We start from the raw sequence: 23,509 nt of genomic DNA, 5'->3' as shown, positions 1-23,509 counted from the left end.
GTCGCGCCTCAGCAGCCGCAGGTGGCGACGGCGGAGGCGAGCTGGTCGAGCTTGCCCGGATCCACCGGACCCTTCCCGTCCCCCGCCATGAACGCGAACGTCAGCAGCCGCCCGTCGCTGTCATAGGTGAGCCCGGCCAGCGTGCTGACGCCGGCCAGCGTCCCCGTCTTGGCCCGCACCACGCCCGCACCGGCCTGGCTGGTGGGGACCGTGTAGCGCGGCGGCTTCAAGGTGCCCGAGAACCCCGCTATGGGCAGGCCGGTGATGACCGAACGCAGCTGCGGGTGCTCGGGGTTCGCCGCGAGGGCGATGATGCGGGCCAGCGCGAGCGGCGTGATGCGGTTCCGCGGCGACAGGCCGCTGCCGTCGTTCACCGACACGCCCTGCGTGACGCCGAGTTTGGCGAGGGTCTGCCGCACGGCCTGCGCCGCGTCCACGAACGTCGCCGGACGCCCGAGCTTCATGGCCACCTGCCGCGCCACGGCCTCCGCCACGTCGTTGTCGCTCTCGGTCAGCAGATGCTCGATCAGGGCGGACAGCGGCGGCGACTGCACCGCGCCCAGGCGCGCCGCGCTCTTCTGTGCGACGGTCCTGTGCCCCGCCTTGGCCGCTACACCGTTCCTTGTCAGGAGGCTCGCGAAGATGCTCGCGGCTGCGGACGGCGGATCCGAGACCCGCGAGCGCTTCGTCGGATCGGCTGGGGAGACGCGTCCTTCGTCGACGGTCAGGGCGGTGACAGGCGCCAACTCGCCTTCAGGCAGATAGTTCGGCTTCCACCCGGCCGCCGTACGCGGCCCCTGGTACGCCGACGCGTCGTAGTCCACGCGTACCCGCGTCACACCCGATGCCTTGAGCGCGGTGGCGGTCTGCTTCGCGAGGTCCTGCAGCGATGCGTACGGCGGGTGCCCCTCGTCCGCGCGCGCGGGCAGGGCCGTCAGGGTAGGATCCCCGCCTCCGACCAGGACGATCCCGCCGCCGGTGCCGCGCACGACCTGAGTGGTGATCCGGTGCGACGGGCCGACTGTGGCCAGGGCGGCGACGGTGGTCGCCAGCTTGGTCGTGGAGGCAGGCGTGGCGGGCTGGTCCCCGCGCTGCGCGAACAGCGTCCGGCCGGTCTCCGCGTCCACGACCACGGCGTTGATCTTCGCCTTGGGGCCGCCTATGAGCGCCGTCAGCCGACCGGCCAGCGCTTGGGGGTTCGGCGCGCGCCCCCCGGCGGGGTCGGCGGCGGGAATCCGGGCCGACGCGTGCACCAGTTCGCGTGCCGCGACGCCCGGGGGCTGCGGGGACAGGTGCCGGTCCGGTGTGAGTTTCGCCACTGCCAGCCCGGCTGCGACGACGAAAACGTTAAGGAGGGACAGCGACAGTACGGCAAGGGCCCGACCGCGTGCAGGCACGTGACCGCCCCTCTCCCACTCAGCACTCACCAACGTGCGACATCCTTATATAAGGGAACTCACCCCCGTGGGGGTCGGCCTCGCCCGCACAGACCCCCGAAAGACTATTCACTGCGACCGCGCAGGGAGCGGAGGACATCTTGGATTTCGACGTCACCATTGAGATCCCGAAGGGCCAGCGGAACAAGTACGAGGTGGACCACGAGACCGGCCGCATCCGGCTCGACCGCATGCTCTTCACCTCGACGCAGTACCCGGCCGACTACGGGTTCATCGAGAACACGCTGGGCGAGGACGGCGACCCTCTGGACGCGCTGGTGCTGCTCCAGGAGCCGACGTTCCCCGGGTGCCTCATCCGCTGCCGCGCGGTGGGGATGTTCCGGATGACCGACGAGGCCGGTGGTGACGACAAGGTCCTGTGCGTCCCCGCGACGGACCCGCGCATGGAGCACCTCCGCGACATCCACCACGTCCCCGAGTTCGACCGGCTGGAGATCCAGCACTTCTTCGAGGTCTACAAGGACCTGGAGCCCGGCAAGTCCGTCGAGGGCGCCAGCTGGGTGGGACGCGTCGAGGCCGAGGCCGAGATCGAGCGGTCGCGCAAGCGCGAGGCCGAAAAGGGCGGTCACTGACCCGCTCCGGCGCCCCGGTCTGTCGCAGGCTGGGCCGGAGGCCGCGTAACGGCGTAGGTCCGCTCCCCGCCGTGCACGCGTGAGGGCTCGGGCATGAACCCTTCCGTACGGGAGACCGTGCGGAAGGGTTCTCGCTTCCCCGTGCGGCGCGGTGCTCAGCCCGCAGGACGGGTGGCTCCGATCAGATCGCTCCGGCGGATGCTGGAGACCCGCACGCGCGCGCCCGTGTAGGGCGCCTCCACCATGCGGCCGCCGCCGATGTAGACGCCCACGTGGTGGATGGTGTCCGGGTTCGAGGTGTCGGTGGCGAAGAACACCAGATCTCCGGGACGGAGCCTGTCGACGGGGACGTGCGGCCCCGACGTCCATTGCGTGCCGGTCCAGTGGTCGAGCAGCACGCCCGCCTTGCTCCACGCGTACATGGACAGGCCTGAGCAGTCGAAGCCGACAGTGCCCGCTCCCTGGTCGACTCCCAGGCTCGGGCCTTCGAACGTGCCCCCGCCCCAGGAGTAGGGCGTGCCGAGCCATTCGAGCGCCGCCCTGGCCACGACCGCGCCGCGTCTGGCGACGTTCGCCGTCTTCAGGCCGGCACGGGCCTTGCGGGCCGCACGTGCTTCGAGTGCCCGTTCCCGCTCGCGCGCGAGCCGGTCCGCGCGCGCTTGGGCCTCGCCCAGCCGCTTCTGCAGCGCGCGTTTCCGGTCGGCGATCCGCTGGATCGAGGCCTGCTGAGCGGCGACCGCCGCCTGCGCCTGCCCCTTGGCCTCTTCGGCGCTCTTGGTCGCGGCCGTCTGGTCCTGGAGCGCGGCCTGGGCCTGCCTGCGGAACACGTCCGCCACGGTCTTGGACGCCTCGACCCGGCGGACCATCGCGGTCCGCTGCCCGGCCAGGACCTCGACCATCCCGGCCCGGTCCATGAAGCCCTGAGGGCCGCCCCGGCCGGAGATCGCGGAGGAGACCCGGTCGTAGCCGGTGTTGTCCTGGTACACGCGCGCGGCGAACGCCGCCAGCTCGTCCTGGGCCTCCCCCACCCTGCGGGTCGCCTCGGCCAGCCGTTGCTGCATGACGCGATAGTTCTGCTGGGACCGTTCCAGCTTGAGGCGCTCGCCGTTGTAGCGCTCCACCGCCGCCTCGGCCGCCGCGTTCAGCCCGTCCAGCTCACCGTCCGCCTGGGCGAGCTCGGCCTTCGTCCGGCCGATGTCCGCGGCACGGTCCTTCACCAGCTGCCGGCTCTTCTCGACGTCGTGCGCGCTCGGGACAGGCTTGCCCGCTGCGCGGTGCGCCGTACGGGCCGATACCGGCGGGACCAGCCAGCTCATGCCGACCGCCATGCCGGCGGAGAACACGATCAGGCGAAGGGTCGCGTTCCTGGCGGAGGACACCGGTCCGCGACGGCGATGCTCTGCTGCGCTCGGCCCCATGAACACGTCCTCCCCCTGGCGTGTTTTACTTAGCGCAAATGATCACCTACGAAGAGTAGTTGAGACGGGCAACAATCGGAACGTCCGTCATGCGGGCGTCGCACTTCCGTCCGATGCGGCGGGCGAGCCCGGCGCCGATGAAGATGCGGGCGGGCCCGACGACGATGGCGGATCCGGTTGCCCACCTGACGGCGGCGGATCCGACGACGCGGGCGGATCGGACGGCGGCGGGTCCGATGCGGGCGGCGCCGATGACGCAGGCGGCTCCGGGGCGGACGACGTGGGCGGCTCGCCGGGCCGGTTCGTCTCAGGCGGAGTGGACGGTGTGCCGGTACCGGGCCCGGTCGGCGTTGGAGTGGGACCCGAACCGCCCCCCGGCGTGCCTGGAGTGTCGGCACGCCAGGTAACGCACACCTGGGTTCCGCCTGGTTGGAACGTGATGCCGCCTTCGCCCCGCGCGCGCGATTGGCGGGACGCGTGCACGGCGACGGTCACGGTCTGACCGGCCTCCAGCCGCCCCGAAGAGCTGCTCAGCCGGAGCGCTCCCCAGGTCTTGGCGCTCCACGACACGGGCCCTCCCAGCGCCTGCAACTCCACAGAGCCGTCCGACCCTCCGGCCATGTCCAGGTACAGCGGGGACACCACGAGGGCGCCTACCGGGTTCGTCGGTGAGGGAAGTGCGCCCACCGGCGGTGGCGCAGGCGGCGACGGATACAGAGCAGTAGGCGGCGCAGAGGAGCCTAAGGAGCCCAGGGGGAAGGTGGCCGACACCGGCGCGACGTCGACGACGCCGCTGTGGCCTCCTCCCGATGAATGGCCGTCGGGCAAGGGACTATGAGAGACACCGGGAATCGCGCTGGGGCGCGGTCCTCCCTGGGTGCCCGCCCGTCCGACGTCTTCGGACTGGTTGAAGAAGCCGCGCACGGCGGCGATCCCGCCACCGAACAGGACCGCCACGATCACGAGGACGGCGAAGGCACGAGCGGCCTGTGCTGCCAACCCGTCCGGCGGTAACACACCGCGTTCGCCGTCCGGCCGCCTTCGCACCGAGAACCGCCCTCTGGGGCGAGGCGCGCGCGCCTGTCCCGTGGACTGCCCGGGCTGTACGGGGAACCCGGCCGACGTGAATTCGGTGACGCGGGTGGCCACGAACAACCGGTAGCCGACCAGCTCGGAGTCCAGGAAGCAGCTCATCACCCGGAGCCGCAGTTCGTCGGGCGGGTCCGCGTCCGGCAGGAGCCCGTACACCTTGGCCGCCGACACGCTGCGCGGCCTGAACGCACCGCACGTGGCGCACTCCTGGGCATGTGCCAAGAGCCGCTCGCTCAGTTCCGCCGTGAGGTCACCGTGCCGTTGCCGGAGGAGCCGAGCACGTTCCGTGCAGCCATAAGGGCCCTGCTTCACGAGGAGGTCCGCGGTCAAGGCCGCTTCGAGGTCGGCATGCGCGCGCTCCAGGATGGCCTCGGCCTCCTTGAGCGGGACGTCGAAAATGGCCGCCAGATCCGGAATGGACATCTGGTGCCGGACCCGCAGTTCGAGCGCCTCCCGCGAAACGGCCCGGAGCGACGCCACGGCCTCCCAGGCGGTGATCCGCTGATCGACGTCCTCCTGGTCGTGGCTGGCGACCGGCAGATCGGGCGGACGCTCCCGCACCGGCGACCGCCGGGCGCACTCCAGCCGGGCGATCGCGTACAGCCACGGCCCGAACCGATCCGGATCGCGCAGCTTGCCGATGTGCGCCTCGGCGACGACGAACGCGTCCCGCAGCGCGACCTGTGCGGCGTCCCGCTCCCGCAGTTGGAACCAGCAGTAGGCGTAGAGCCGGTCGGCATAGGCCGCGTACATGTCGGCCGGGGCACCGGCGTCGCGCTCGCGCAGCGCCTCGACCAGGAGATGGTCGTTCATACCGGAAAAGGTAAAGCCTCCCGAAGGGCTTTACTGGCCATTTCAAGAGATCGAACCCAATGGCGTGCGCTAGTTCTTCCGCATTTTTTGATGCTTTTCCCGAGTGTTGCATTTAGCGGTTTTGGCGGGGATTCGTCCGGTCTATCGGCCTCCATCCGGCCGTCACGGCCACCGCGACCGGCGTTCGATCCAGCGGATTTGACACTGTCATCGTGACAGTGTCATCATCGAGCCATGGACGTTGCCTGGACGATCGGAGAGCTGGCCGAGCGCGCCGTCGCGGTGCTCGCCGCCGGCGAGTCCGCGCAGGTCAACGGCCGGGTCCGTGACCTGCCCAACGAGCGGCTGATCCGCTGGTACACGACCATCGGGCTGGTCGACCCGCCCGCGGGCAGGCGCGGCCGCACCGCGCTCTACGGCCCGCGCCACCTCCTCCAACTGGTCGCGGTCAAGCGGCGGCAGGCGGCGGGCCGCTCCATCGCCGAGATCCAGCTCGAACTCGCCGCGGCGACCGACGCCACCCTCGAACGGATCGCCGCCCTCCCCTCCGGCGCAATGGATCCGGAAGAAGAGGCGCTGCCTCCGACCCCGGCAGATATCGCCGAATCGGCTTCGGAGACCGACACGTCCACTCCGGGCGCGGACACGGCGACAACCGAACCGCCCGCCGACGGCGCGCAGCAGACGGACGGCGAAGCACGCACCAGGGCGCGCTTCTGGAACGCCCGGCCCGACGTGTCCTTCGGCCGCGCCGCCGTGGCGGAGGACTATCCCCGTCCTGTGCCGCCCGTCGTCCAGGGCGTCCGCCTCGCCCCCGACCTGACCCTCCTCCTGGAGGCCGGCTCGCTCAGCGCCGACGACCTCCGCGCCATCGAGACCGCCGCGCGGCCCCTGCTCGACGAGCTGGCCGCACGAGGGCTCATCGCCTCCCCCGCAGACTCCGCCCGCACGCCCGCCGACCCTCCCCGGAGGCCGCAATGACCGTCCGCATACTGCCCATGCCCGAGACCGATGCGCCCACGGACCCGGACGGCGGGCTCGGCGCACTGTCCACCGACCGGGGCAACCTCCCGCTCGATTCCGTCGACGTGCACGCCTCGATCACCGGACTCGCCGCAGGCGTCGAGGTCGTCCAGGGGTTCCGCAACCCGTTCGACGTGCCGCTGGAGGCGACCTACATCTTCCCGCTGCCCGACCGCGCCGCCGTGACCGCGCTGCGCATGGAGGCGGACGACCGGGTCATCGAAGGGACGCTGAAGGAACGAGGCCAGGCTCGCCAGGACTACAGCGCCGCCATAGCGGCCGGGAAGCGCGCCGCCCTCGCCGAGGAGGACCGGCCGGACGTGTTCACCATGCAGATGGGCAACATCCTGCCGGGAGAACGCGTGACGATCCGCCTCGCGCTCACCCAGCCGCTGCCCCATGAATCGTCCTCGACGGCGACGTTCCGTTTCCCACTCGTCGTCGCGCCCCGCTACATCCCGGGGGCACCGCTGGACGACGCGGCCGCGGGCGCCGGCGTGGCCGAGGACACCGAGGCGGTGCCGGACGCGTCCCGGATCAGCCCGCCCGTGCTGCTGCCGGGGTTCCCCAACCCGGTCCGGCTGGCGATCAGCGCCGACATCGACCCGTCCGGCCTGCCGCTGACCGAGATCCACTCGGCCCTGCACGTGGTGACCGAGGAGAGCGACGGCGACCGCACCACGGTCCGGCTCCGTCCCGGCGAGCGCCTCGACCGCGACTTCATCCTCCGGCTGGGCTTCGCGCCGCAGGAGAGCGCGGCCCTGTCGCTGGTCCCGGACGAGAACGGCGACGAGGGCACCTTCAGCCTGACGGTCCTCCCCTCCGGGGACGCCCGGCCGCGCCCGCGCGACGTGGTGCTCATCCTCGACCGCTCGGGCAGCATGCACGGCTGGAAGATGGTCGCCGCCCGGCGCGCCGCCGCACGGATCGTCGACACGCTCCGCGACGAGGACCGGTTCGCCGTGCTGTCCTTCGACACCGTCGTCGAGCGGCCCCGCGACCTCGGCTCCGGTCTGGCCCCGGGCACGGACCGCAACCGGTTCCGCGCCGTCGAGCACCTCGCCGCGCTCGACGCGCGCGGCGGCACCGAGATGCTCACCCCGCTCGACGAGGCCTGCCGTCTGGTCGCCGGCTCCGAGAGCGACCGCGTGGTGGTCCTCATCACCGACGGCCAGGTCGGCAACGAGGACCAGATCCTCGCGCACCTGGCGCCGCGCCTGCAGGGCGTGCGCGTCCACACCGTCGGTATCGACCGCGCCGTGAACGCGGGCTTCCTGAACCGGCTGGCCGCGATCGGCCAGGGCCGGTGCGAGCTGGTCGAGTCCGAGGACCGCCTCGACGAGGCCATGGACCAGATCCACCACCGCATCGGCGCGCCCGTCGCCACCGGCCTCTCCCTGCGGGCCGAGGGCCTGGAGATCGTCCCCGATTCGGTGGCCCCCGCCCGCCTCGGCGCCCTCTTCCCCGGGGTGCCGCTCGTGATCGCGGGCCGCTTCCGCGGCGCTCCTACCGGATCCGTCACCGTGCAGGGCACCGCGTCCGACGGCACCGCCTGGCGGCAGCAGGCGCCCGGTACGCTCGCCCGGAATCCCGCCACCACGGCGATCTGGGCGCGCGCGCACCTGCGCGACCTGGAGGACCGCTACACCGTCGGCGGGCCCCCGGAGCTCGAACAGCGCATCGTCGAGACCTCGCTGCGGTTCGGAGTGCTCTGCCGCTTCACCGCCTTCGTCGCCGTCGACAGCCGGGTCGTGACCGACTCGTCCGCGCCGCACCAGGTCGTCCAACCGGTCGAGGTCCCGGACGGCTGGGCCGCCCCGGCGCCGTCGTACGGGGCGGCGAGCCCGCTGATGGCCCCGCCCCCCGCCCAGCCCGCAGGCGGTCCCCCACCCCCGACCTTCGCCCCGCCGCCTCCGAGCGCTCCATCGGGTCCCCCGAGGCCCCCGCTTGCCTCCCAGCCGCCGGCTCCCGCGGCGGCACGCAGCCGGCCCATGGACTTCACGGATCCGACGGACGATCTCGACGTGCCCGATTTCCTGATGACGGACCCGCCCCGCACCCCGCGCGCCCGCCGCGGGAGCACCCCCGGCGGGCCGCCCCCCACGTCCGACCTCAGCGCCTTCAAGCGGGAACTGGCACAGCAACTGGAGGCGATGCGCAACACCCCCGACGACCTGGCCCGCCGCATCACCTGCCTGCTGCAGGACGTCCTGCCCGCCCTGACATCGGTCATCGACCGCATGCGCCCGCTCCTCGCTCCCAGCACCGAACCACTCCGCACCCTGGAGGCCCTCCGCGACGACCTGATCCACATCTCGCCCGCCAGCGAGGCACAGCTGGTCGACGGCCTCTGGTCCCGCACACTGCAGACCCTCGGCGACTTCACCCAGCCACCGACCCGCCGCCCCTTCTGGAAGCGCACCACCTGACCCGGTGGGGCAGGCCCCGGCCTGCCCCACCAGCCCCCTGCCCCCGCAAAGCCACCAAGCCCCGCCGCTTCCCCGCAGTGCCCGACACTCCCCAAGCCCGGCCGCGCACCCCTACCCGGCGGCCGGGACGCAAGGCTCGCTGCACGGAGCCGTCCGAAGTCCCAGTCCGCGGCCTGCACCAAACGACGCCCGCCCGCCACACCAAGCCCGCGCCCACCCCGCAGCGACTCGCTGAACTGGCACGCGAAAGTGCGCAACTGCACTAAGCGGCGCACGCCCGCCAGGCCGAGCGCAGGCACGTACCGTGGCTGGTCACGATGAGCCGGCGCGCAGAGTTGGACGAGGCCCGACAGCCAGAGTTCCGCAGCAGTGCGGAACTCCTCAGCGGCGCGCGCATGCCAGGCTGAGCCCGCCCCCTCCCGCAGCGGGTCACGGAACCGAACATGCGGAGTGCGGAACTGCACAAACGGGCACGCACGCCAGGCTGAGCCCGCGCCCCTCCCACGGCAGGTCGCTGAGCTGGCGCACGAAGTGCGCAACTACACTAAGCGGCGCACGCCCGCCAGGCTGAGTGCGGGCCCATCCCGTGGCTGGTCAGAATGAGCTGGCGCGCGGAGTTAGGCGAGACCGACAGCAGGGGTTCCGCAGCAGTGCGCAACTGCACAAAGGGGCACCTGTCCGGCAGGCCGAGGTCGGGCACGTCCCGTGGTTGGTCAGGACGAGCTGGCTGACGGAGTTGGGCGGGGCCCGACAGCCAGGGTTCCGCAGCAGTGCGGAACGCACGGCGACGCGCGCACGCCAGGCTGAGCCCGCCCCCTCCCGCAGTGAGTCACGGAACCGGCGTGCGGAGTGCGGAACTGCACAAAGGGGCACGTGTCCGGCAGGTTGAGCCCGCGCCTCCCGCGGCCGGTGGCTGAGCTGGCACGCGACGTGCGCAACTGCACTCAGCGGCGCGCCCCCGGCAGGCCGGGGGCGGGCACGTCCCGTGGGTGGTCAGGATGAGGTGGCGTGCGGAGTTAGGTAGGGCCGATAGCCGGAGTTTCGCAGCAATGCGGAACTACGCAAAGGGGCACGTGTCCGGCAGGCCGAGGGCTGGCACGTCGCGTGGCTGGTCGGGATGAGGTGGCGGGCGGAGTTGGGCGGGGCGACAGTAGGGGTTCCGTAGTGGTGCGGAACTGCTGGGCGGCGCGTGTCGGCGGGTGGAGCCTGGGCCCATCCCGAGGCGGGTCGCCTGGCTTGGGGGGTTAGGCGGGGGCTGGTGGAAGGGGGTTCGCGGCGAGGAATTTGAGGGCTCGGTGGGTGACCTCGGTGGGGGCCTCGGCGGCTGGGAAGTGCCCGACATCCTTGAGGAACTCGACGCGCAGGTTGGTGGCGTGCCTGCCGAAGCCGCACATCTGGTCCGGTGGGAGGAGGGGATCCCGGTCGCCCGACAGTACGAGCGTCGGAACGGTCAGGCGGGCCCACCGGTACCGGCCCGCAAGCAGCGACGGGATCTCCCGCAGCAGCAGGTTCCGGTAGTAGCGGACGGTGGCCCGCACCCGTGCAGGCTCGCGGAACTGGGCCAGGAAGACCGCTCGGTCGTCGGGAGTCAGCGCGGTGGGGCGGTGCGGCCAGTGGCGCAGCGCCCAGCGGGGGATCGTAGCCCCTGCCAGGCGAGGGCCGGCGGCGTTGGCGATGATGTGCCACAACCGCGTCCCGTTCAGCAAGACCCGAGGTGTCGGCCGCAGGAAGGGGTTCGCGGTGTTGATGGCGATGAAGCGCCTGACCCGTCCGGGATACCGGAGGGCGAGGACGTATCCGGCGGCTCCGCCCCAGTCATGCCCGATCAGGGCGAAGGCCCGCACGCCGAGCCGGTCGAGCAGGCCGATCACGTCGTCGGCCATGGCGGCGGGGCTGTACCCGTCCGGCGGCGCGGCGGTCCAGCCGAGGCCGCGCAGGTCCGGGCAGATGACCCGGTGGTGCTCGGCGAGCGGGCCGATGAGGTGCCGCCACTGCCACCAGTGCTGGGGCCAGCCGTGCAGCAGGACCAGCGGTTCGCCCCGGCCGGCCAGGGCGACGTGCATGCGCAGGCCGTCCACGTCGACGAACCGGTGCTCGACGTCGTCCAGGTCGGGTAGGGGCCTGCCGTTCACCGGGCCGCCCGTTGCGGGACGAACCCGGCGATCGCGGAGGCCAGGCGCGCGGGCTGGTCCTCGGGCGAGAAGGTGCGCGCCCCGGGGATCCATTCGAGGCGGGCGTCCGGGAAGTCGGCGGCCAGCCGCTCGGCGTGGGCGGCGGTGAAGAAGCGGTCCCGCTCCGACCAGGCGACGAGCACCGGCGAGGTGAAGGCCCCGAACCGCTTCGCGGCGGCGAGGGTGTGCCGCGGGTCCAGGCCGCGCAGCACCCGGCGCAGGTCGTCGCGGACGCCGCGGTTCACGCAGGCGGGCAGGACGTAGGAGTCGGTCACCGGGCGCGGGAGGGGACCACGGGTCAGCCATCCGAAGGCGATCGGCAGCCGGCGCATCGCCGGAAGGAATCGGAGCGTGCTCAGCAGTGTCCCGATCGCGCCGGGGACGCGTGCCGCGAGGTTGAGATAGCCGAAGAACCGCGGAGGGAAGGTGTCGTAGGCGTCGCAGGAGGTGAGCACGAGCCGGCCGACCAGTTCGGGACGGGTCGTCGCGACGATCTGGCAGACGGCGCCGCCGCTGTCGTTGCCGACCAGGGTGACCGGTCCGAGGTCGAGGGCCTCGATCGCGCCGGCGACCATGGCGGCCAGGGCCGGCGGGGTGAGATCGGCGCCGGGCACCGGCACCGTGTGCGCGCCGAACGGCAGGTCCAGCGCCACGCAGCGGTAGCGGTCCGACAGCCGCGCCACGACCCGCCGCCAGAGGTTCGCGTTGACCAGCACCCCGTGGACGAACACCACCGGTTCGCCCTCGCCCGCCTCGAACACCGCGATCCGGCCGCCCGGCACCTCGATCTCGCGCCGGGTGCCCAGGTCCGCGTCGCGCCACCCGGCCCGGGTGGCGGCCTGCACGTCGCTCATCTCCACGTCCCTTGTCGAGAGAATGCGTATGGAAGCGAAGATAACAAACAGGCTGCCTGTTTTAAAGGGCGGCCCGCAGACCCCTGAGAGGCGAGCGATGAGCCGGCAGGCCGAGAAGTCCGAAGCGACCCGCGCCCACCTGATCGCGGCGGCGCGCGCGCTGTTCGCCGAGCGCGGCTACGCGGCGGTCGGCACCCCGGAGATCGTCGAGCGGGCCGGCAGCTCGCGGGGCGCCATGTATCACCACTTCAAGGACAAGAAGGACCTGTTCCGTGCCGTGTACGAGCAGCTCCAGCAGGAGCTGATCGAGGAGATCTCCGCGGAGATGGACGGACTGGGCGGCGCCGACCCGATGGCCGCCCTCGAAACCGGAGTGCGGAGCTACCTGCGGTCCTGCGTCGAAGCGGACAGGGCCCGGATCGGCCTGATCGAGGCGCCGTCCGTGCTCGGCTGGGCCGAGTGGCGGGAGATCGACGAGCGGTACGCCCTCGGCGTGGTGATCGCGGGGTTGGAGATGGGCCGTGCGGCCGGGATGCTGCGCGACGACGTCCCGCTCCGCGCACTCGCCCACGTGGTCCTCGCCGGACTGGGCGAGGCCGGGCTGCTCATTGCCGGTGCCGACGACCCCGAGGCCGCCCGCGCCGACGCCGAGCCCGCCATCCTCGCCCTCCTGCACGGCCTGCGCCGCTGACTTCGCGGACTTCGCGGACTTCGAAGGGCGAGGTGGTTCTCAACGCCCCTGTCTCACGGGGCGGTCATCGTCGTGCTCCCTCAAGGGGCATTCTCAGCGTGCTCCCCAGGGGGCCGTCCTCAACTTGACGGCGGGGGCGTGTGGAGTTCAATGCCCTGGTTCATGGGGAGGTCGCGGAGGTCAAGGGCGCTGTGGAGATGGTGCGTCCCGGGCGGCAGGCCGGTCACCAGGCCGACGGCCGCGGCCGCGACGATCGCCGTACCGCGGGACTGGTTGCGCCCGCGGGCCCAGCGCGTGGTGCCGTCATGGCCCTGAGCCAGGACGAGCCAGTCGTCGCCGCCGGGAACGTGCGGGCCACGGGGCAGGTGCGAGCCGCCTGGCAGCCAGGTCAGGGCGGCCAGGGCCGTGGTCGCCGGCCGGGAGTCGAGGCCGAAGTAGGTGCGCGTCCGGACGTTCAGGTCGCGGGTCAGGGTGTGTTGGTCGGAGAAGTCCAGCCGGTAGAGCCGCCGTCGGCCGTGGCCGGGCAGGTCGAACCGCCGGGGCCGGGTGAAATTGCGGACTGCGGTGCCGTCGTGTTGAAAGCGATCGCCGAGCAGCCGGTACGTCCAGTCGGTGGCCGCCGGGCCGTGCCGTTCGCCGGCGCCGAGCAGGACGGCCACATCGATCGGGCCGGGGGAGGCTCGGTGGACGTCGGCGGCGAGCAGGTTGGTCAGGCCGGGAGCAAGCCCGACGCTGAGGAGCACCGGACGCGGCGGGTCGAGTCGTTCCAGCGCGGCGATGTAGGAGGCGGTGGCCGTGATGTCGACGAATGCGGCGCCCCGCGCCGTCGCGAGTTCGGCCAGCCGGGGGTCCTCCTTGCCCGAGGCGTTGACCACGACGTCGATTCCGTCCAGCGCCGACTGGTAGGAGCGCAGGTCAGGCTGGGCGAGGTCGACCGGACGGTCAGCGCGGGCGGCGTCCCGGCCGGCTGTGAGCGCGGTGTGGCCGTCCTGCCGTAGCCGCGCGGCGAGGTGGCGGCCGACCGCGCCGTAGCCGCCCAGGATCAGCACCGTGGTCATGGTCGCCTCCCCGGGAGATTCTCGGCGGCCGGCGCCAGCGGCTCGAGGGTGTCCTGCATGGTCAGGCGGTTGCACCGGACGCGCGGTCCGAGACGCAAGGTCCGAGACGCAAGGTCCGAGACGCAAGGCCAGCCGCGACGGTGGCTTCGCCATCGCCGTCGGGTACGGCGGTGTTTCGATTCTCGGTCGGGCCGTGGGTTCTCATGGTGACCGCCGATTCAGTGTGTGCGCGGGCGGGCGGCAGCGCCGTCGCGTGTCGGGACCGCGGAGGGGGCCGCGCGTGGCGGCCATCGTGACCTTGCCGGTTCCGCTGCCGGCCGCGCGGTAGCCGTCTAATGGTGGAGGACGTCGGACAGCAGGCCGGTGAGGCGCTCCTCGGCCTGCTGCCAGATCAGCCGGCGGTCGAGTCGCTCGGCCGTCCAGGCGGTGTTGATGAGGTCTCCGGCCTCGCGGAAGTCGCGCACCACCCGCCGATGGCCCGACGAGTGGACGAAACGCCGCAGATCAGCCGGGTCCCGCCAGACCGAGACGGAGATCTGCCGCCGCCCGTCGCCCGTCGCGGCGATCCACAGTCCGAGCGCCCCCTCCGTCTCCGGCCAGGCGCGGCGGAACCGCATCCCGGCCCTCGCCACGCGGGGAACGTCGCGGAACCGGTGCACCAGGTAGTCGTTCATGCTGACGTGCACCCGGCCGGCGGCGGGCGCGGCGTCCCCGTCCTTCCAGAGCCGCACGAACCATGTCATGCCGTCACGATACGTCTGTATCTTTCCCGATACAACTGTATCGGTCAGGTAGACAGCGCCCGCCGGTACAGCTCGGTCGTCGCGGTGTTCCACCGCTGCAGCTGGTCGGGGCCGAAGAAGGGGCCGGGAAGGTGTCGGCTGATCGCTGGCTCGAAGAACACGCAGGCCAGGTTGAACACCACGACGTGGAGCGCCGCCCAGTCCCGGTCCGCGTCGGCGCGCAGCCGTCCGTCGTCGTCGAGCGGGGCGAGCCAGCCGGTGCGCGCGATCTCGACCAGCGCATCGAAGATCTTCGCCGCCTCCTCGTCCCCTTCGGCGAGCGCCCGGGCCAGGTACCGCAACGCGACCGCGTTGTCGCGGACCCATGCCGTCACCGTGTCGCCCATCGCTTCCCACGCCGGCTCGCCGCCCCCCTCGCCGACGAGGCCGCGGAAGGTCTCCACGGCGACCGCGATCACGTACTCGTTGACCGCTTCGCGCAGCCGGGCCTTGGTGCCGAAATGGTGCTGCACGAGGCCCGGGGACAGCCCGGCGGCGGCGGCGACGTCACGGATCGAGGTCGCGGCGACCCCCTTGTCGGCGAACCCCTGCAACGCGGCGTTCCGGATACGCGCATAGGTGCTCAGATCCGACGGCTGAGCGGGTACTTGGGAGTCACTCACGCTTGCAGAGCTAATCACAGCCGCCCGCCCCGGCTGCGCGCCAGCGCGAGGCGGCGCAGGCGGCACGAGACGACGCGGGGCGTCCCAGAGCGGCCGAAAGGGCGGCCTCCCGATCGGGAGGCCGCCCTGCGGTGCGGTGCGGTACGGGAAGCGGAGGTCAGGCGTGCTTCCCGCGGGTGACGCGGAGCAGCGGGATCAGGTTCAGCGCCAGGCCGACGACCGCGACGCCGCTGACCAGGTTGACGCCCGGGTGGAACTCGGCGAAGCCGCCGCCTCCCCCGCTCGTGCCGCCGGCGACCAGCGCGGTCACGACGGCGAGGACGAGGGCCGCGCCGACCTGGCCGGACGTCTGGACGAGGCCGGAGGCCAGGCCCTGCTCGGAGTCGTCGATGCCGTCGGTCGCCTGCGCCATGATCGAGCTGAACCCGAACGCGAAGCCGCCGCCCAGCAGGAGCATCGTCGGCAGGATCGTGAACGCGTAGTGCGGCGCGTTCCCGGCGGTGGCGATGAACCACACGTACCCGAGGCTCAGCGACGTCATGGAGCTGATGATCAGCCGCGGCGTCCCGTAGCGGTCGATCAGCCGGCCGACGAACGGGGAGCCGAACGCGACGATCAGGCCGGCGGGCAGCAGCGCCATGGCCATCTTGAGCGGCGACCAGTGCAGGACGTCCTGCAGGTACAGGGTCATCATGAACTGGAAGCTCAGGTACGAGCCGAAGAGCGCGACGATGCTGAGGTTCGCGCGGATGATCGAGCCGATCCGCAGGATGCCGAGGCGGATCAGCGGGTGCCGCACCTTGTTCTCGGTGACGACGAAGCCGATCAGCAGCGCCGCGGCGAGCGCGATGGAGCCGAGTGTGACCGGGTCGAGCCAGCCGCGGTCCGGTGCCGAGACGACGGTGTAGACGGCGAGGAGCATGCCGCCGGTCAGGGTGACGGCGCCGACGAGGTCGTGGCCGCCGTCCGCCGCGGCCTTGTCCCGCGGGATCAGGGCGATGCCGGCGACGAGCGCGATCAGGGCGAGCGGCACGGGGGTCAGGAACGTCCAGCGCCAGCCGACGCTGGTGAGCAGCCCGCCGAGGATCAGCCCGGACGAGTAGCCGCTCGCGCCGAAGACCGAGAAGACCGACAGCGCCCGGTTGCGCGCGCGTCCCTCGTGGAAGGTGGTGGTCAGGATGGACAGGGCGGTCGGCGCGGTGAACGCGGCGGCGAGGCCCTTGACGAAACGGGTGACGATGAGCAGCGTGCCGTCGCTGACGAGGCCGCCGACCAGCGACGCGACGGCGAACACGGCGAGCGCGGTGAGGAAGACCCGGCGTCGGCCGAGGAGGTCGGCGGTGCGCCCGCCGAGCAGCAGCAGGCTGCCGTAGCCGAGCACGTAGCCGTTCACGATCCATTGCAGCGACGTGGTGGACAGGCCGAGCTCGGTCCCGATCGACGGGAGCGCGACGCCGACCATGGAGACGTCGAGTCCGTCGAGGAAGAGCACGGCGCACAGCACGGCGAGGACTCCCCACAGCCGGGGAGTCCAGGCCTGTTCGGCCGGCGCGCTCGCGGCGGCCGGCCCGCGGACGGCAGAGGCGGGTGAGGTGTCGGTGATAGTCACGTCGGAGGACATTACATGCACATGCATCCAATGTCCAAGCATAAATTTCGTTCGAATTTAATGCTGGTGCATCTGATGCGCGCGCATGCTAAGATGCGCGGCATGGAGTCGGAGACGGCCCTGGTGGGCCGGTGGCGCTCGCTGGCGACCTGCTACAACACGGTCGCCTGCGACCTCGATCGCTCGCTGCAGGAGGCGCACGGCCTGAGCATGAGCGAGTTCGAGACGCTCGACAGGCTCGTCGAGGTCGACTGCGAGAAGTGCCGCATGCAGGACATCGCCGCCGCGATGTACCTCAGCCAGAGCGCCCTGTCACGGACGGTCGCCCGGCTGGAGAAGCACGGCCTGGTCGAGCGCGTGATGTGCGAGTCCGACCGGCGCGGCGTGTTCGTCGCCGTGACCGAGGCCGGCCGCGAACGGCACGCCGAGGCGCACAAGACCCACATCGAGGTCCTGGCCAGGCACCTCCCGGTCCCCGTCTCCTGACACCTCCGCGCGAGGCGACCTCACCCTCGGCCGGTGGACGGCCTGACCAGGCCCAGTTCGTAGGCGATGATGACGAGCTGGACGCGGTCGCGCGCGTCGAGCTTGGTGAGCAGCCGCGCGACGTGCGCCTTGGCGGTGGCCACGCTGATGACCAGCTCCGCCGCGATCTCCTGGTTGGACAGCCCGCGCCCGACCAGGGTGAGGACCTGGCGCTCGCGGTCGGTGACGCCGTCGACGGGACGCGGCGGCCCCGGGGCCGGTTCCGGACGCGCCGCGAACTCCTCGATCAGCTTCTTCGTGACGCTCGGCGCGATCAGCGCGTCCCCCTTGGCGACGACGCGGATCGCGGCCAGGATCTCCTCCAGCGCCATGTCCTTGACCAGGAACCCGCTGGCGCCCGCCCGCAGCGAGCCGTAGACGTACTCGTCGTCGTCGAACGTGGTCAGCATCACGACGTGGGCGGTCCTGATCCGGCGGGTGGCCTCGATGCCGTCCATGTCGGGCATCCGGACGTCCATCACGACCACGTCGGGGCGCGTCTCGTCCACCAGCGCGACCGCTTCGGCGCCCGTCCCGGCCTCGCCGACGATCTCCATGTCGGGGGTGTCGGCCATCAGGACGCGCAGGCCCGTGCGGATCAGCGGCTGGTCGTCGGCCAGCACGATGCGGATCGTCATGCCACCGCCGCCGGCAGGGGGAGGCGCGCCGCCACCCGGAACCCGCCGCCGGGACGCGGCCCGGCGGTGAACTCGCCGCGCAGCAGCGCGACCCGCTCCCGCATCCCGACGATGCCGTAGCCGGTGCCGACCACGCCGCCGTCCCCGTCGTCGTCGATCTCGACGGCTAGGTCGTCGTCGCGGTAGCCGATCGTCACCCGGCACGAGTCGGTGCCCGCGTGCCGGACCACGTTGGTGACCGCCTCCTGGACGATCCGGTAGGCGGACAGGTCGACGTCCGGTGGCAGCGGCTTCGGCTCGCCTTCGATCCGGACGTCGACCCGGACGCCGGCGTCCATCGTCGCGGCGGCCAGGCGGCCGAGATCGGCCAGGCCCGGCGCCGGACCGAGCGGGGCGGCGCCCGGGTCGTCCTTGCGCAGCGCGGTGAGCATCCTGCGCAATCCGGACAGGGTGTCGCGGCTGGTCGCCTCGATCGCCTCCAGCGCGTTGCGCGCCTCCCCCGGCTGCGTGTCGATCACCCGTCCGCCCACGCCCGCCTGGATCGCGATGATGCCGATGCTGTGCGCGACCATGTCGTGCAGCTCGCGCGCGATCCTGAGCCGCTCGGCCGCGACGGCCTGCGCGGTGGCCTGGTCGCGCAGCATCTCCGTGTGCGCGCGCTGCACGCGGATGGAGCTCCCTGTCATCCACGTCACCGCCATCGCCAGGACGACGGTGACGAGCAGCACCTCGTCCGCGGACAGCCACGCGAGGATGGAAAGGATCTGCAGGACGCAGGTGATGACGGCGACGGAGATCGAGAGCCTCCGCTCGCGCGTCGCCGCGATGTACCCGACGGCGAGATCGGTGAGCAGGATCTCCAGGCCGGCGATCCCTCCGCTCCGCGTCTGCATGAGGGCGACGATCCAGGCGAGGAGCAGGATCCCGTGGGCCGCCAGCGGACGGCGCCTCAGCAGGGACATGACCAGCGCCGTGAGGCCCACCGAGAGGAGCAGGGTGAGCCGGCCGGAGATCATCGGAGGCGAGACCGCCAGGTACAGGACGGCGGGATAGAGGGCGGCCCCGCACCAGGCCAGGACCGCACCGGCGTCTCGGCGCGCTCGACGCCACGGCAGGGCTGACATGCGCTGATCGTAACCGTCGCCCGCCCGCCCGCACATTGGCCCGCAGGCGTAATCCCCCAGGCTGCAATCGCCTGCCGCGAATGTGTCCGGCGGCCCGATGCCCGGCGGCCGCGCCATCGGCACCGTTGATTTCCATGAAACGCTGGGCGTTGTTCTTTCTTGCCTTCGAGATCCTGGGAATCGCGCTCTTCGCGGCGATGTACGACTCGCTCGATTTCCGCATCTACTGGCTGGGCGGACACGTCGTCATGGACGGTCCCCGCCTCTACGAGGAGCGGCTCGCGGGCCTCTGGTTCACCAACACCCCGTTCATGGCGGCGTTGTTCAGACCTCTCGCCGCGTTGCCGCTCACCTTCGTCCGGATGCTGTGGCAGGTGGCCGCATTCGCGGCCTTCATCTGGGCCTGCTCCCTGACCATGAAACTGGTAGGCCGCCGCATATCCCTCGTCGCGGTCGCGACCGCCGGCCTGCTTCTGGAACCGGTCTGGCATTCCTTCTTCCTGGGCCAGGTCAACCTGTTCCTCCTGGCCCTGGTCCTGGCCGACATGCACCGCGTCGCCCTCGACCGTCCAGCGGGAATCGGTATCGGCATCGCCACCGCGATCAAGCTGACACCGGGCATCTTCATCGTCCTGCTCCTGCTCACGCGACGAACCAAGGACGCCGTCACGGCCTTTGCCACTTTCGCTGTCTGCACCCTGCTCGCCTATGCCATTACCCCGGACGCGTCCCGCGTCTACTGGCTGCACACCTTCTTCGACACGTCACGCGTCGGCGTCACGTACATCAGCAACCAGTCCCCATTCGGCGCCTTGGCCCGCATACTCCACGGCACGGACCACATAGGCGCCTGGTATCCGGCCATTCCCCTGACCATCGGCACGGTCGGCCTGACGACCGCCGTTCTCTGGGCACGGCGCGGCGATTGGCTGAGCGCCACAGCGGTCACGGGCGTGACCGGCCTGCTCGTCTCTCCCATTTCCTGGGCGCATCACTGGGTATGGGTCGTCCCGGTCCTGGCCGTCCTCCTCCGCGACGGCCACCGGAGGACCGCTCTGGCCGGCTGCATCGTCTTCGTCCTGTCCCCGTTGTGGTGGACGCCTCACAACGGAGACCCGCGCGAATACGGTCTCCATCTCCTGACACCGGTCGCCAACTGCTACCTCGTCGCGGGCCTCTACTTCCTCGTCCACATGGCCGTCCGCCTACGCCCCCCCGAACGACCCTCCACTCCCACCGAAATACGACCACTCCCATTCTGCTCGCAGGTCGATTCACTCAGCCGCGTAGCGCGACTTCACCTCTTTGGTTGACGACCTGCAGAGGATCAACGAAGTTGATGTGGGCAGCGTCTTGAGCCGCATCGGAGAGGCGTCGTGGCACATCGCGTGACGTTGCACCGTCTGCGGGCGGACGACGAAGAGGAGTTCGTCCACCTCGCCCGGCTCAGCGTGCGGCTCCATGGCGACTGGGTCAGGACACCGACGAACTCCACGACGTTCCGCGAGTATCTGGAGCGGTTCGCCGATCCGTCGCAAAACGAGGCGTTGCTAGTGCGCCGGATCGGTACCGGTGAGGCGGCGGGGCTGGTCACGCTCACCGGGATCGTCCGCGGGCCGTTCGACCGGGCCGTCGCCGGCTTCTGCGCGTTCGCGCCGGCCGCCGGCCAGGGGCTCATGACCGAAGGCGTCGGGCTGGCCGTCCGGCATGGGTTCGGTCCGCTGGGACTGCACCGGATCGAGGCCGACGTCCAGCCCGGCAATGCCCGATCCCGGAGGCTGGTGGAACGCCTCGGTTTCCGGCGGGAGGGATTCTCGCCGGAGTTCATCAGGATCGGCGGCGTCTGGCGCGACCACGAACGCTGGGCGATCACCGCCGGCATGCCCGTCCGCGATCTGACGGACATTCGCACAGATCATCGCCGTCGCCGGTAAAGCGGCCCGGTCCGGCCGTGCCGCCCGGGTTCCCCGGGCTTGCAAAACGTTCTATAAATGGACGAAAAGGGTGTGCGCGCCGCCGCGCCGGCTCTCGTGACGAGGAGGACGAGCGTGGTCAGCAGCGATGAGCCCGGCAGCAGGGGATCGGAGTGGCCCGCGACCCTGGACGTCGGCGCGCTGCTGGCGGCGGGATGGCGGCCGACGCCGTTCCGGCAGTTCATCCTCAAGGTGCACAGTCGCTGCAACCTCAAATGCACGTACTGCTACATGTACGAAATGGCTGACCAGAATTGGATGAAACAGCCACGTCGTATGGCGAAGCCCACCATCGACAAGGTCGCCGAACGCATCGCCGAGCACGCCCGAACGCACGCACTGCCCGCGATCGACATCATCCTGCACGGCGGGGAACCGCTGCTCGCCGGAATCGAGCACCTGCGGTACGCGGTGGGCGCGCTCCGCTCCGCCGTCGACCCGCCGACACGGATCACCTTCCACGTCCAGACGAACGGCGTCCTCCTCGACGCCAACTTCCTCGACCTGTTCGACGAGCTGGACGTGCTGCTGGGCATCAGCCTCGACGGCTACCAGGAGAGCCACGACCTGCGCCGCACCAGGGCCGACGGGCGGGGCAGCTACCAGGCCGTCGCCGCCGCGCTCGACCGGCTCAACGCCCCGCGGTACCGCCATCTGTTCTCCGGCCTGCTGGCCACGGTCGACCCCGCCGCCGACCCCCTGCGGACCTACGAGGCGCTGCTGGCCTTCGAACCGCCGTCGATCGACTTCCTCCTCCCGCACGGCAACTGGGACGCGCCGCCACCCGGCCTGCCCGCCCCGGGCCGGACCCCGTACGCCGACTGGCTGATCACGATCTTCGACCGGTGGTACCGAGCGCCGGTCCAGCGCACCCGGATCCGCATGTTCCTCGAGATCATGCGCATGCTGGGCGGGCGCCCGTCGCGCAGCGAGGCGCTCGGCCTGTCGCCCGTCGCGGTCACGGTCATCGAGACCGACGGGAGCATCGAACTGGTCGACACCCTCAAGTCCGCCTATGACGGAGCCTCGGGCACCCGGCTGCACGTCTTCCGCGACGACTTCGACTCGGCGCTCATGCTGCCTCCGTTCGCGGCCCGGCAGATCGGCGTCGCGGCCCTGTCCCCGCAGTGCCGCAGGTGCGAGGTCCACCAGGTCTGCGGAGGCGGCCTGTACCCGCACCGCTACCGAGCGGGACGCGGCTTCCGCAACCCCAGCGTCTTCTGCGCGGACCTGCTCCGCCTGATCGACCACATCCAGCGGGTCATGGCCGAAGACCTCGCTGATCTCACCGGCGTCCGCCGCTGATGCTGTCGGACCGGACGCTCGGCGCGCTGGGCCGCGGTGGCGGCGGCGCCGCCGCCGTCCGCGAGCTCGCCGCGTTGAACCACGGCCGACTGCTTCTCCTTCTCCGCGGCATCCGTGACGCGGCGCAGGCCTCCGGTCATCCCGAGGCCGGCCAGGCGGCGGCGGGCTTCGCCGCGCTCGCGGCACTGCACCGCGACCGTCCCGACCTGGTCCGCGACGTGCTCGGCTACCCGACCGTGGCGGCATGGGGGCGCCGCACGCTCACCGCGATGACCGGCGGCGACGGGACGGCCTGCCATCCCGGACGGATCGCCTGCCTGGCCGCCGTCGTGACGCACCGGGCCGGTGACGGCGACCCCATCGAGGTACCGGTCGAGGAAGGGAAGGTGGTTCTGCCCGGCCTCGGGCACGCGTCGCTTCCCGGCCACCGCACCGCCGAGTTCACGCCCGGACGGCTCGGGCCGCTACGCCTGCGCGAGGGCGAGCCCGGATGGACGCCGCTGCGGAGGCTCGGCGCGGAGCACCGCGGCACGCGCGTCGGGTTCGTCCTGGAAGACCGCGACCCCGACCGGATGCCGGGATCCGCGCAGGTCACGGGCCCGCTCGGCGAGGCGGTCAGGGAACGCTGGCAGCGGACGCTGCAACGGGCGTGGGAGCTCCTCGTCCCCCTGCACTGGACGATCTGCGCGGAGGTCGCCGGCGCGATCACCGCCCTGACCCCGCTCGCCGCCGGTGCCACCGGCCATGTGAGCGGGACGCCGCAGCACGCGTTCGGCAACATCGGGCTGTCCACGCCGCCCGGGCATCGCGAGTTCGCCGAGACGCTGGCGCACGAGGTCCAGCACGTCAAGCTGAGCGCGGTGCTCGAGACGGTGCCCCTGACGCTGCCGGACGACGGGACCCGGTACTACGCGCCATGGCGCGGAGACCCGCGCCCGATCGCGGGACTGCTCCACGGCACCTACGCCTACCTGGGCGTGGCCGGGTTCTGGCGCAGGCAGCGGGATGTGGAGCGCGGCGCGCACGGCGTCCGGGCGGAGACCGAGTTCGCCCGCTGGCGCGAGGCGGCGCTGCGGGCGGCGCGGACCATGGCGGACAGCCGCGGCCTCACCGGCGAGGGCGCGGACTTCGTCGACCTCATGACGCGGACGCTGGCCGCATGGCGGCGGGAGCCCGTTTCCGCCATCGCGCTCCGCCGCGCCAGATCGGGCGCAGCGGAGCACCGCGCGAACTGGCACCGCCGCAACAGCGGCGCCTGAGCACTCGCCAGGTCAGAGGCGTACCCGACAGCGTCGCCGATTCCCGGGCGCTCGACCCGGCACGCGACGGCGAACGTCCGCCCCCCGGGTACG

At 71.8% G+C, this 23,509-nt stretch carries 20 protein-coding genes; 9 read left to right on the top strand and 11 right to left on the bottom strand.

The window, feature by feature from the left end; translation table 11 throughout:
- Positions 1-8 precede the first annotated feature (8 nt).
- Positions 9-1,319, bottom strand: a complete 1,311-nt coding sequence (dacB, locus tag AB0C78_RS19870) for a D-alanyl-D-alanine carboxypeptidase/D-alanyl-D-alanine-endopeptidase (RefSeq protein WP_360749861.1) — start codon at positions 1,317-1,319, stop codon at positions 9-11.
- 218 nt (positions 1,320-1,537) lie between these two features.
- On the opposite strand from dacB, the gene AB0C78_RS19865 reads away from it, so the two are divergent.
- Positions 1,538-2,029 carry an inorganic diphosphatase gene (locus AB0C78_RS19865; RefSeq protein WP_151539297.1) on the top strand — a complete coding sequence of 164 codons (492 nt, stop codon included), beginning with the start codon at positions 1,538-1,540 and terminating at the stop codon, positions 2,027-2,029.
- Positions 2,030-2,184: 155 nt separating this feature from the next.
- Here the strand turns inward: AB0C78_RS19865 and AB0C78_RS19860 are convergent, their stop codons facing one another.
- Together AB0C78_RS19860 and AB0C78_RS19855 are read right to left on the bottom strand one after the other, a co-directional pair.
- Entirely contained in the window at positions 2,185-3,408 is a 1,224-nt protein-coding gene (locus tag AB0C78_RS19860) for an NlpC/P60 family protein (protein WP_360749857.1), read from the bottom strand.
- A gap of 126 nt (positions 3,409-3,534) precedes the next feature.
- Positions 3,535-5,352 carry a sigma-70 family RNA polymerase sigma factor gene (locus AB0C78_RS19855; RefSeq protein WP_360749854.1) on the bottom strand — a complete coding sequence of 606 codons (1,818 nt, stop codon included), beginning with the start codon at positions 5,350-5,352 and terminating at the stop codon, positions 3,535-3,537.
- A 234-nt stretch (positions 5,353-5,586) separates the two neighbouring features.
- On the opposite strand from AB0C78_RS19855, the gene AB0C78_RS19850 reads away from it, so the two are divergent.
- Both AB0C78_RS19850 and AB0C78_RS19845 read left to right on the top strand, forming a co-directional pair.
- Entirely contained in the window at positions 5,587-6,333 is a 747-nt protein-coding gene (locus AB0C78_RS19850; RefSeq protein WP_360749851.1) for a MerR family transcriptional regulator, read from the top strand.
- Positions 6,334-6,350: 17 nt separating this feature from the next.
- A complete protein-coding gene (locus tag AB0C78_RS19845) occupies positions 6,351-8,804 on the top strand; it encodes a VIT domain-containing protein (protein WP_360749848.1) in 2,454 nt (817 codons plus the stop codon).
- A 1,244-nt stretch (positions 8,805-10,048) separates the two neighbouring features.
- Here the strand turns inward: AB0C78_RS19845 and AB0C78_RS19840 are convergent.
- Positions 10,049-10,936, bottom strand: coding sequence for an alpha/beta fold hydrolase (locus tag AB0C78_RS19840; protein ID WP_360749845.1), 888 nt, complete (start codon positions 10,934-10,936; stop codon positions 10,049-10,051).
- Positions 10,933-11,829, bottom strand: a complete 897-nt coding sequence (locus AB0C78_RS19835) for an alpha/beta hydrolase (RefSeq protein WP_360749842.1) — start codon at positions 11,827-11,829, stop codon at positions 10,933-10,935. Before AB0C78_RS19835 ends, AB0C78_RS19840 begins: the two co-directional genes overlap by 4 nt.
- A gap of 97 nt (positions 11,830-11,926) precedes the next feature.
- Between AB0C78_RS19835 and AB0C78_RS19830 the strand changes: the two genes are divergently transcribed.
- The gene (locus tag AB0C78_RS19830) at positions 11,927-12,520 is read left to right on the top strand and encodes a TetR/AcrR family transcriptional regulator (RefSeq protein ID WP_360749839.1); all 594 of its coding nucleotides are present in this window, start codon (positions 11,927-11,929) and stop codon (positions 12,518-12,520) included.
- Between the two features lie 119 nt (positions 12,521-12,639).
- Here the strand turns inward: AB0C78_RS19830 and AB0C78_RS19825 are convergent, their stop codons facing one another.
- The 4 genes from AB0C78_RS19825 to AB0C78_RS19810 form a co-directional block, all read right to left on the bottom strand.
- Positions 12,640-13,578 (bottom strand): NAD-dependent epimerase/dehydratase family protein, encoded by a 939-nt coding sequence (locus AB0C78_RS19825; protein WP_360749836.1) that lies wholly within the window; start codon positions 13,576-13,578, stop codon positions 12,640-12,642.
- A gap of 332 nt (positions 13,579-13,910) precedes the next feature.
- Positions 13,911-14,321 (bottom strand): hypothetical protein, encoded by a 411-nt coding sequence (locus AB0C78_RS19820; protein ID WP_360749833.1) that lies wholly within the window; start codon positions 14,319-14,321, stop codon positions 13,911-13,913.
- A 44-nt stretch (positions 14,322-14,365) separates the two neighbouring features.
- Positions 14,366-14,983 (bottom strand): TetR/AcrR family transcriptional regulator, encoded by a 618-nt coding sequence (locus AB0C78_RS19815; RefSeq protein WP_360749830.1) that lies wholly within the window; start codon positions 14,981-14,983, stop codon positions 14,366-14,368.
- Between the two features lie 157 nt (positions 14,984-15,140).
- Positions 15,141-16,592 (bottom strand): MFS transporter, encoded by a 1,452-nt coding sequence (locus AB0C78_RS19810; RefSeq protein WP_360749828.1) that lies wholly within the window; start codon positions 16,590-16,592, stop codon positions 15,141-15,143.
- A 102-nt stretch (positions 16,593-16,694) separates the two neighbouring features.
- Here AB0C78_RS19810 and AB0C78_RS19805 point away from each other — a divergent pair, with 102 nt between their 5' ends.
- Positions 16,695-17,078 carry a MarR family transcriptional regulator gene (locus AB0C78_RS19805; RefSeq protein WP_151539285.1) on the top strand — a complete coding sequence of 128 codons (384 nt, stop codon included), beginning with the start codon at positions 16,695-16,697 and terminating at the stop codon, positions 17,076-17,078.
- 20 nt (positions 17,079-17,098) lie between these two features.
- Here the strand turns inward: AB0C78_RS19805 and AB0C78_RS19800 are convergent, their stop codons facing one another.
- Both AB0C78_RS19800 and AB0C78_RS19795 read right to left on the bottom strand, forming a co-directional pair.
- Positions 17,099-17,755, bottom strand: coding sequence for a response regulator transcription factor (locus AB0C78_RS19800; RefSeq protein ID WP_360749824.1), 657 nt, complete (start codon positions 17,753-17,755; stop codon positions 17,099-17,101).
- Positions 17,752-18,879 carry a histidine kinase gene (locus AB0C78_RS19795; protein WP_360749822.1) on the bottom strand — a complete coding sequence of 376 codons (1,128 nt, stop codon included), beginning with the start codon at positions 18,877-18,879 and terminating at the stop codon, positions 17,752-17,754. Before AB0C78_RS19795 ends, AB0C78_RS19800 begins: the two co-directional genes overlap by 4 nt.
- 134 nt (positions 18,880-19,013) lie before the next feature.
- Here AB0C78_RS19795 and AB0C78_RS19790 point away from each other — a divergent pair, with 134 nt between their 5' ends.
- The 4 genes from AB0C78_RS19790 (at position 19,014) to AB0C78_RS19775 (ending at position 23,416) form a co-directional block, all read left to right on the top strand.
- Positions 19,014-20,192, top strand: coding sequence for a glycosyltransferase 87 family protein (locus AB0C78_RS19790; protein ID WP_360749819.1), 1,179 nt, complete (start codon positions 19,014-19,016; stop codon positions 20,190-20,192).
- Positions 20,193-20,255: 63 nt separating this feature from the next.
- On the top strand, positions 20,256-20,813 hold the full coding sequence (locus AB0C78_RS19785) for a GNAT family protein (protein WP_360749816.1): 558 nt from the start codon (positions 20,256-20,258) through the stop codon (positions 20,811-20,813).
- Between the two features lie 114 nt (positions 20,814-20,927).
- Complete coding sequence (locus AB0C78_RS19780) at positions 20,928-22,157, top strand: FxsB family cyclophane-forming radical SAM/SPASM peptide maturase (RefSeq protein ID WP_360749813.1); 1,230 nt, start codon at positions 20,928-20,930, stop codon at positions 22,155-22,157.
- Complete coding sequence (locus tag AB0C78_RS19775) at positions 22,157-23,416, top strand: HEXXH motif domain-containing protein (RefSeq protein ID WP_360749810.1); 1,260 nt, start codon at positions 22,157-22,159, stop codon at positions 23,414-23,416. Before AB0C78_RS19780 ends, AB0C78_RS19775 begins: the two co-directional genes overlap by 1 nt.
- Positions 23,417-23,509: the final 93 nt, after the last annotated feature.

The sequence above is a fragment of the Actinomadura sp. NPDC048394 genome, from assembly GCF_040651755.1.
Lineage (GTDB): Bacteria > Actinomycetota > Actinomycetes > Streptosporangiales > Streptosporangiaceae > Spirillospora > Spirillospora montaniterrae.
This window is presented reverse-complemented; position numbering and strand designations above follow the sequence as displayed.

Excerpts from the sequence above, each read along its gene's own strand:
- AB0C78_RS19855 (WP_360749854.1), bottom strand. The coding sequence starts at position 5,352 with ATGAACGACCATCTCCTGGTCGAGGCGCTGCGCGAGCGCGACGCCGGT.
- AB0C78_RS19850 (WP_360749851.1), top strand. The coding sequence starts at position 5,587 with ATGGACGTTGCCTGGACGATCGGAGAGCTGGCCGAGCGCGCCGTCGCG.
- AB0C78_RS19845 (WP_360749848.1), top strand. The coding sequence starts at position 6,351 with ATGCCCGAGACCGATGCGCCCACGGACCCGGACGGCGGGCTCGGCGCA.
- AB0C78_RS19835 (WP_360749842.1), bottom strand. The coding sequence starts at position 11,829 with ATGAGCGACGTGCAGGCCGCCACCCGGGCCGGGTGGCGCGACGCGGAC.
- AB0C78_RS19830 (WP_360749839.1), top strand. The coding sequence starts at position 11,927 with ATGAGCCGGCAGGCCGAGAAGTCCGAAGCGACCCGCGCCCACCTGATC.
- AB0C78_RS19825 (WP_360749836.1), bottom strand. The coding sequence starts at position 13,578 with ATGACCACGGTGCTGATCCTGGGCGGCTACGGCGCGGTCGGCCGCCAC.
- AB0C78_RS19820 (WP_360749833.1), bottom strand. The coding sequence starts at position 14,321 with ATGACATGGTTCGTGCGGCTCTGGAAGGACGGGGACGCCGCGCCCGCC.
- AB0C78_RS19805 (WP_151539285.1), top strand. The coding sequence starts at position 16,695 with ATGGAGTCGGAGACGGCCCTGGTGGGCCGGTGGCGCTCGCTGGCGACC.
- AB0C78_RS19800 (WP_360749824.1), bottom strand. The coding sequence starts at position 17,755 with ATGACGATCCGCATCGTGCTGGCCGACGACCAGCCGCTGATCCGCACG.
- AB0C78_RS19795 (WP_360749822.1), bottom strand. The coding sequence starts at position 18,879 with ATGTCAGCCCTGCCGTGGCGTCGAGCGCGCCGAGACGCCGGTGCGGTC.
- AB0C78_RS19790 (WP_360749819.1), top strand. The coding sequence starts at position 19,014 with ATGAAACGCTGGGCGTTGTTCTTTCTTGCCTTCGAGATCCTGGGAATC.
- AB0C78_RS19775 (WP_360749810.1), top strand. The coding sequence starts at position 22,157 with ATGCTGTCGGACCGGACGCTCGGCGCGCTGGGCCGCGGTGGCGGCGGC.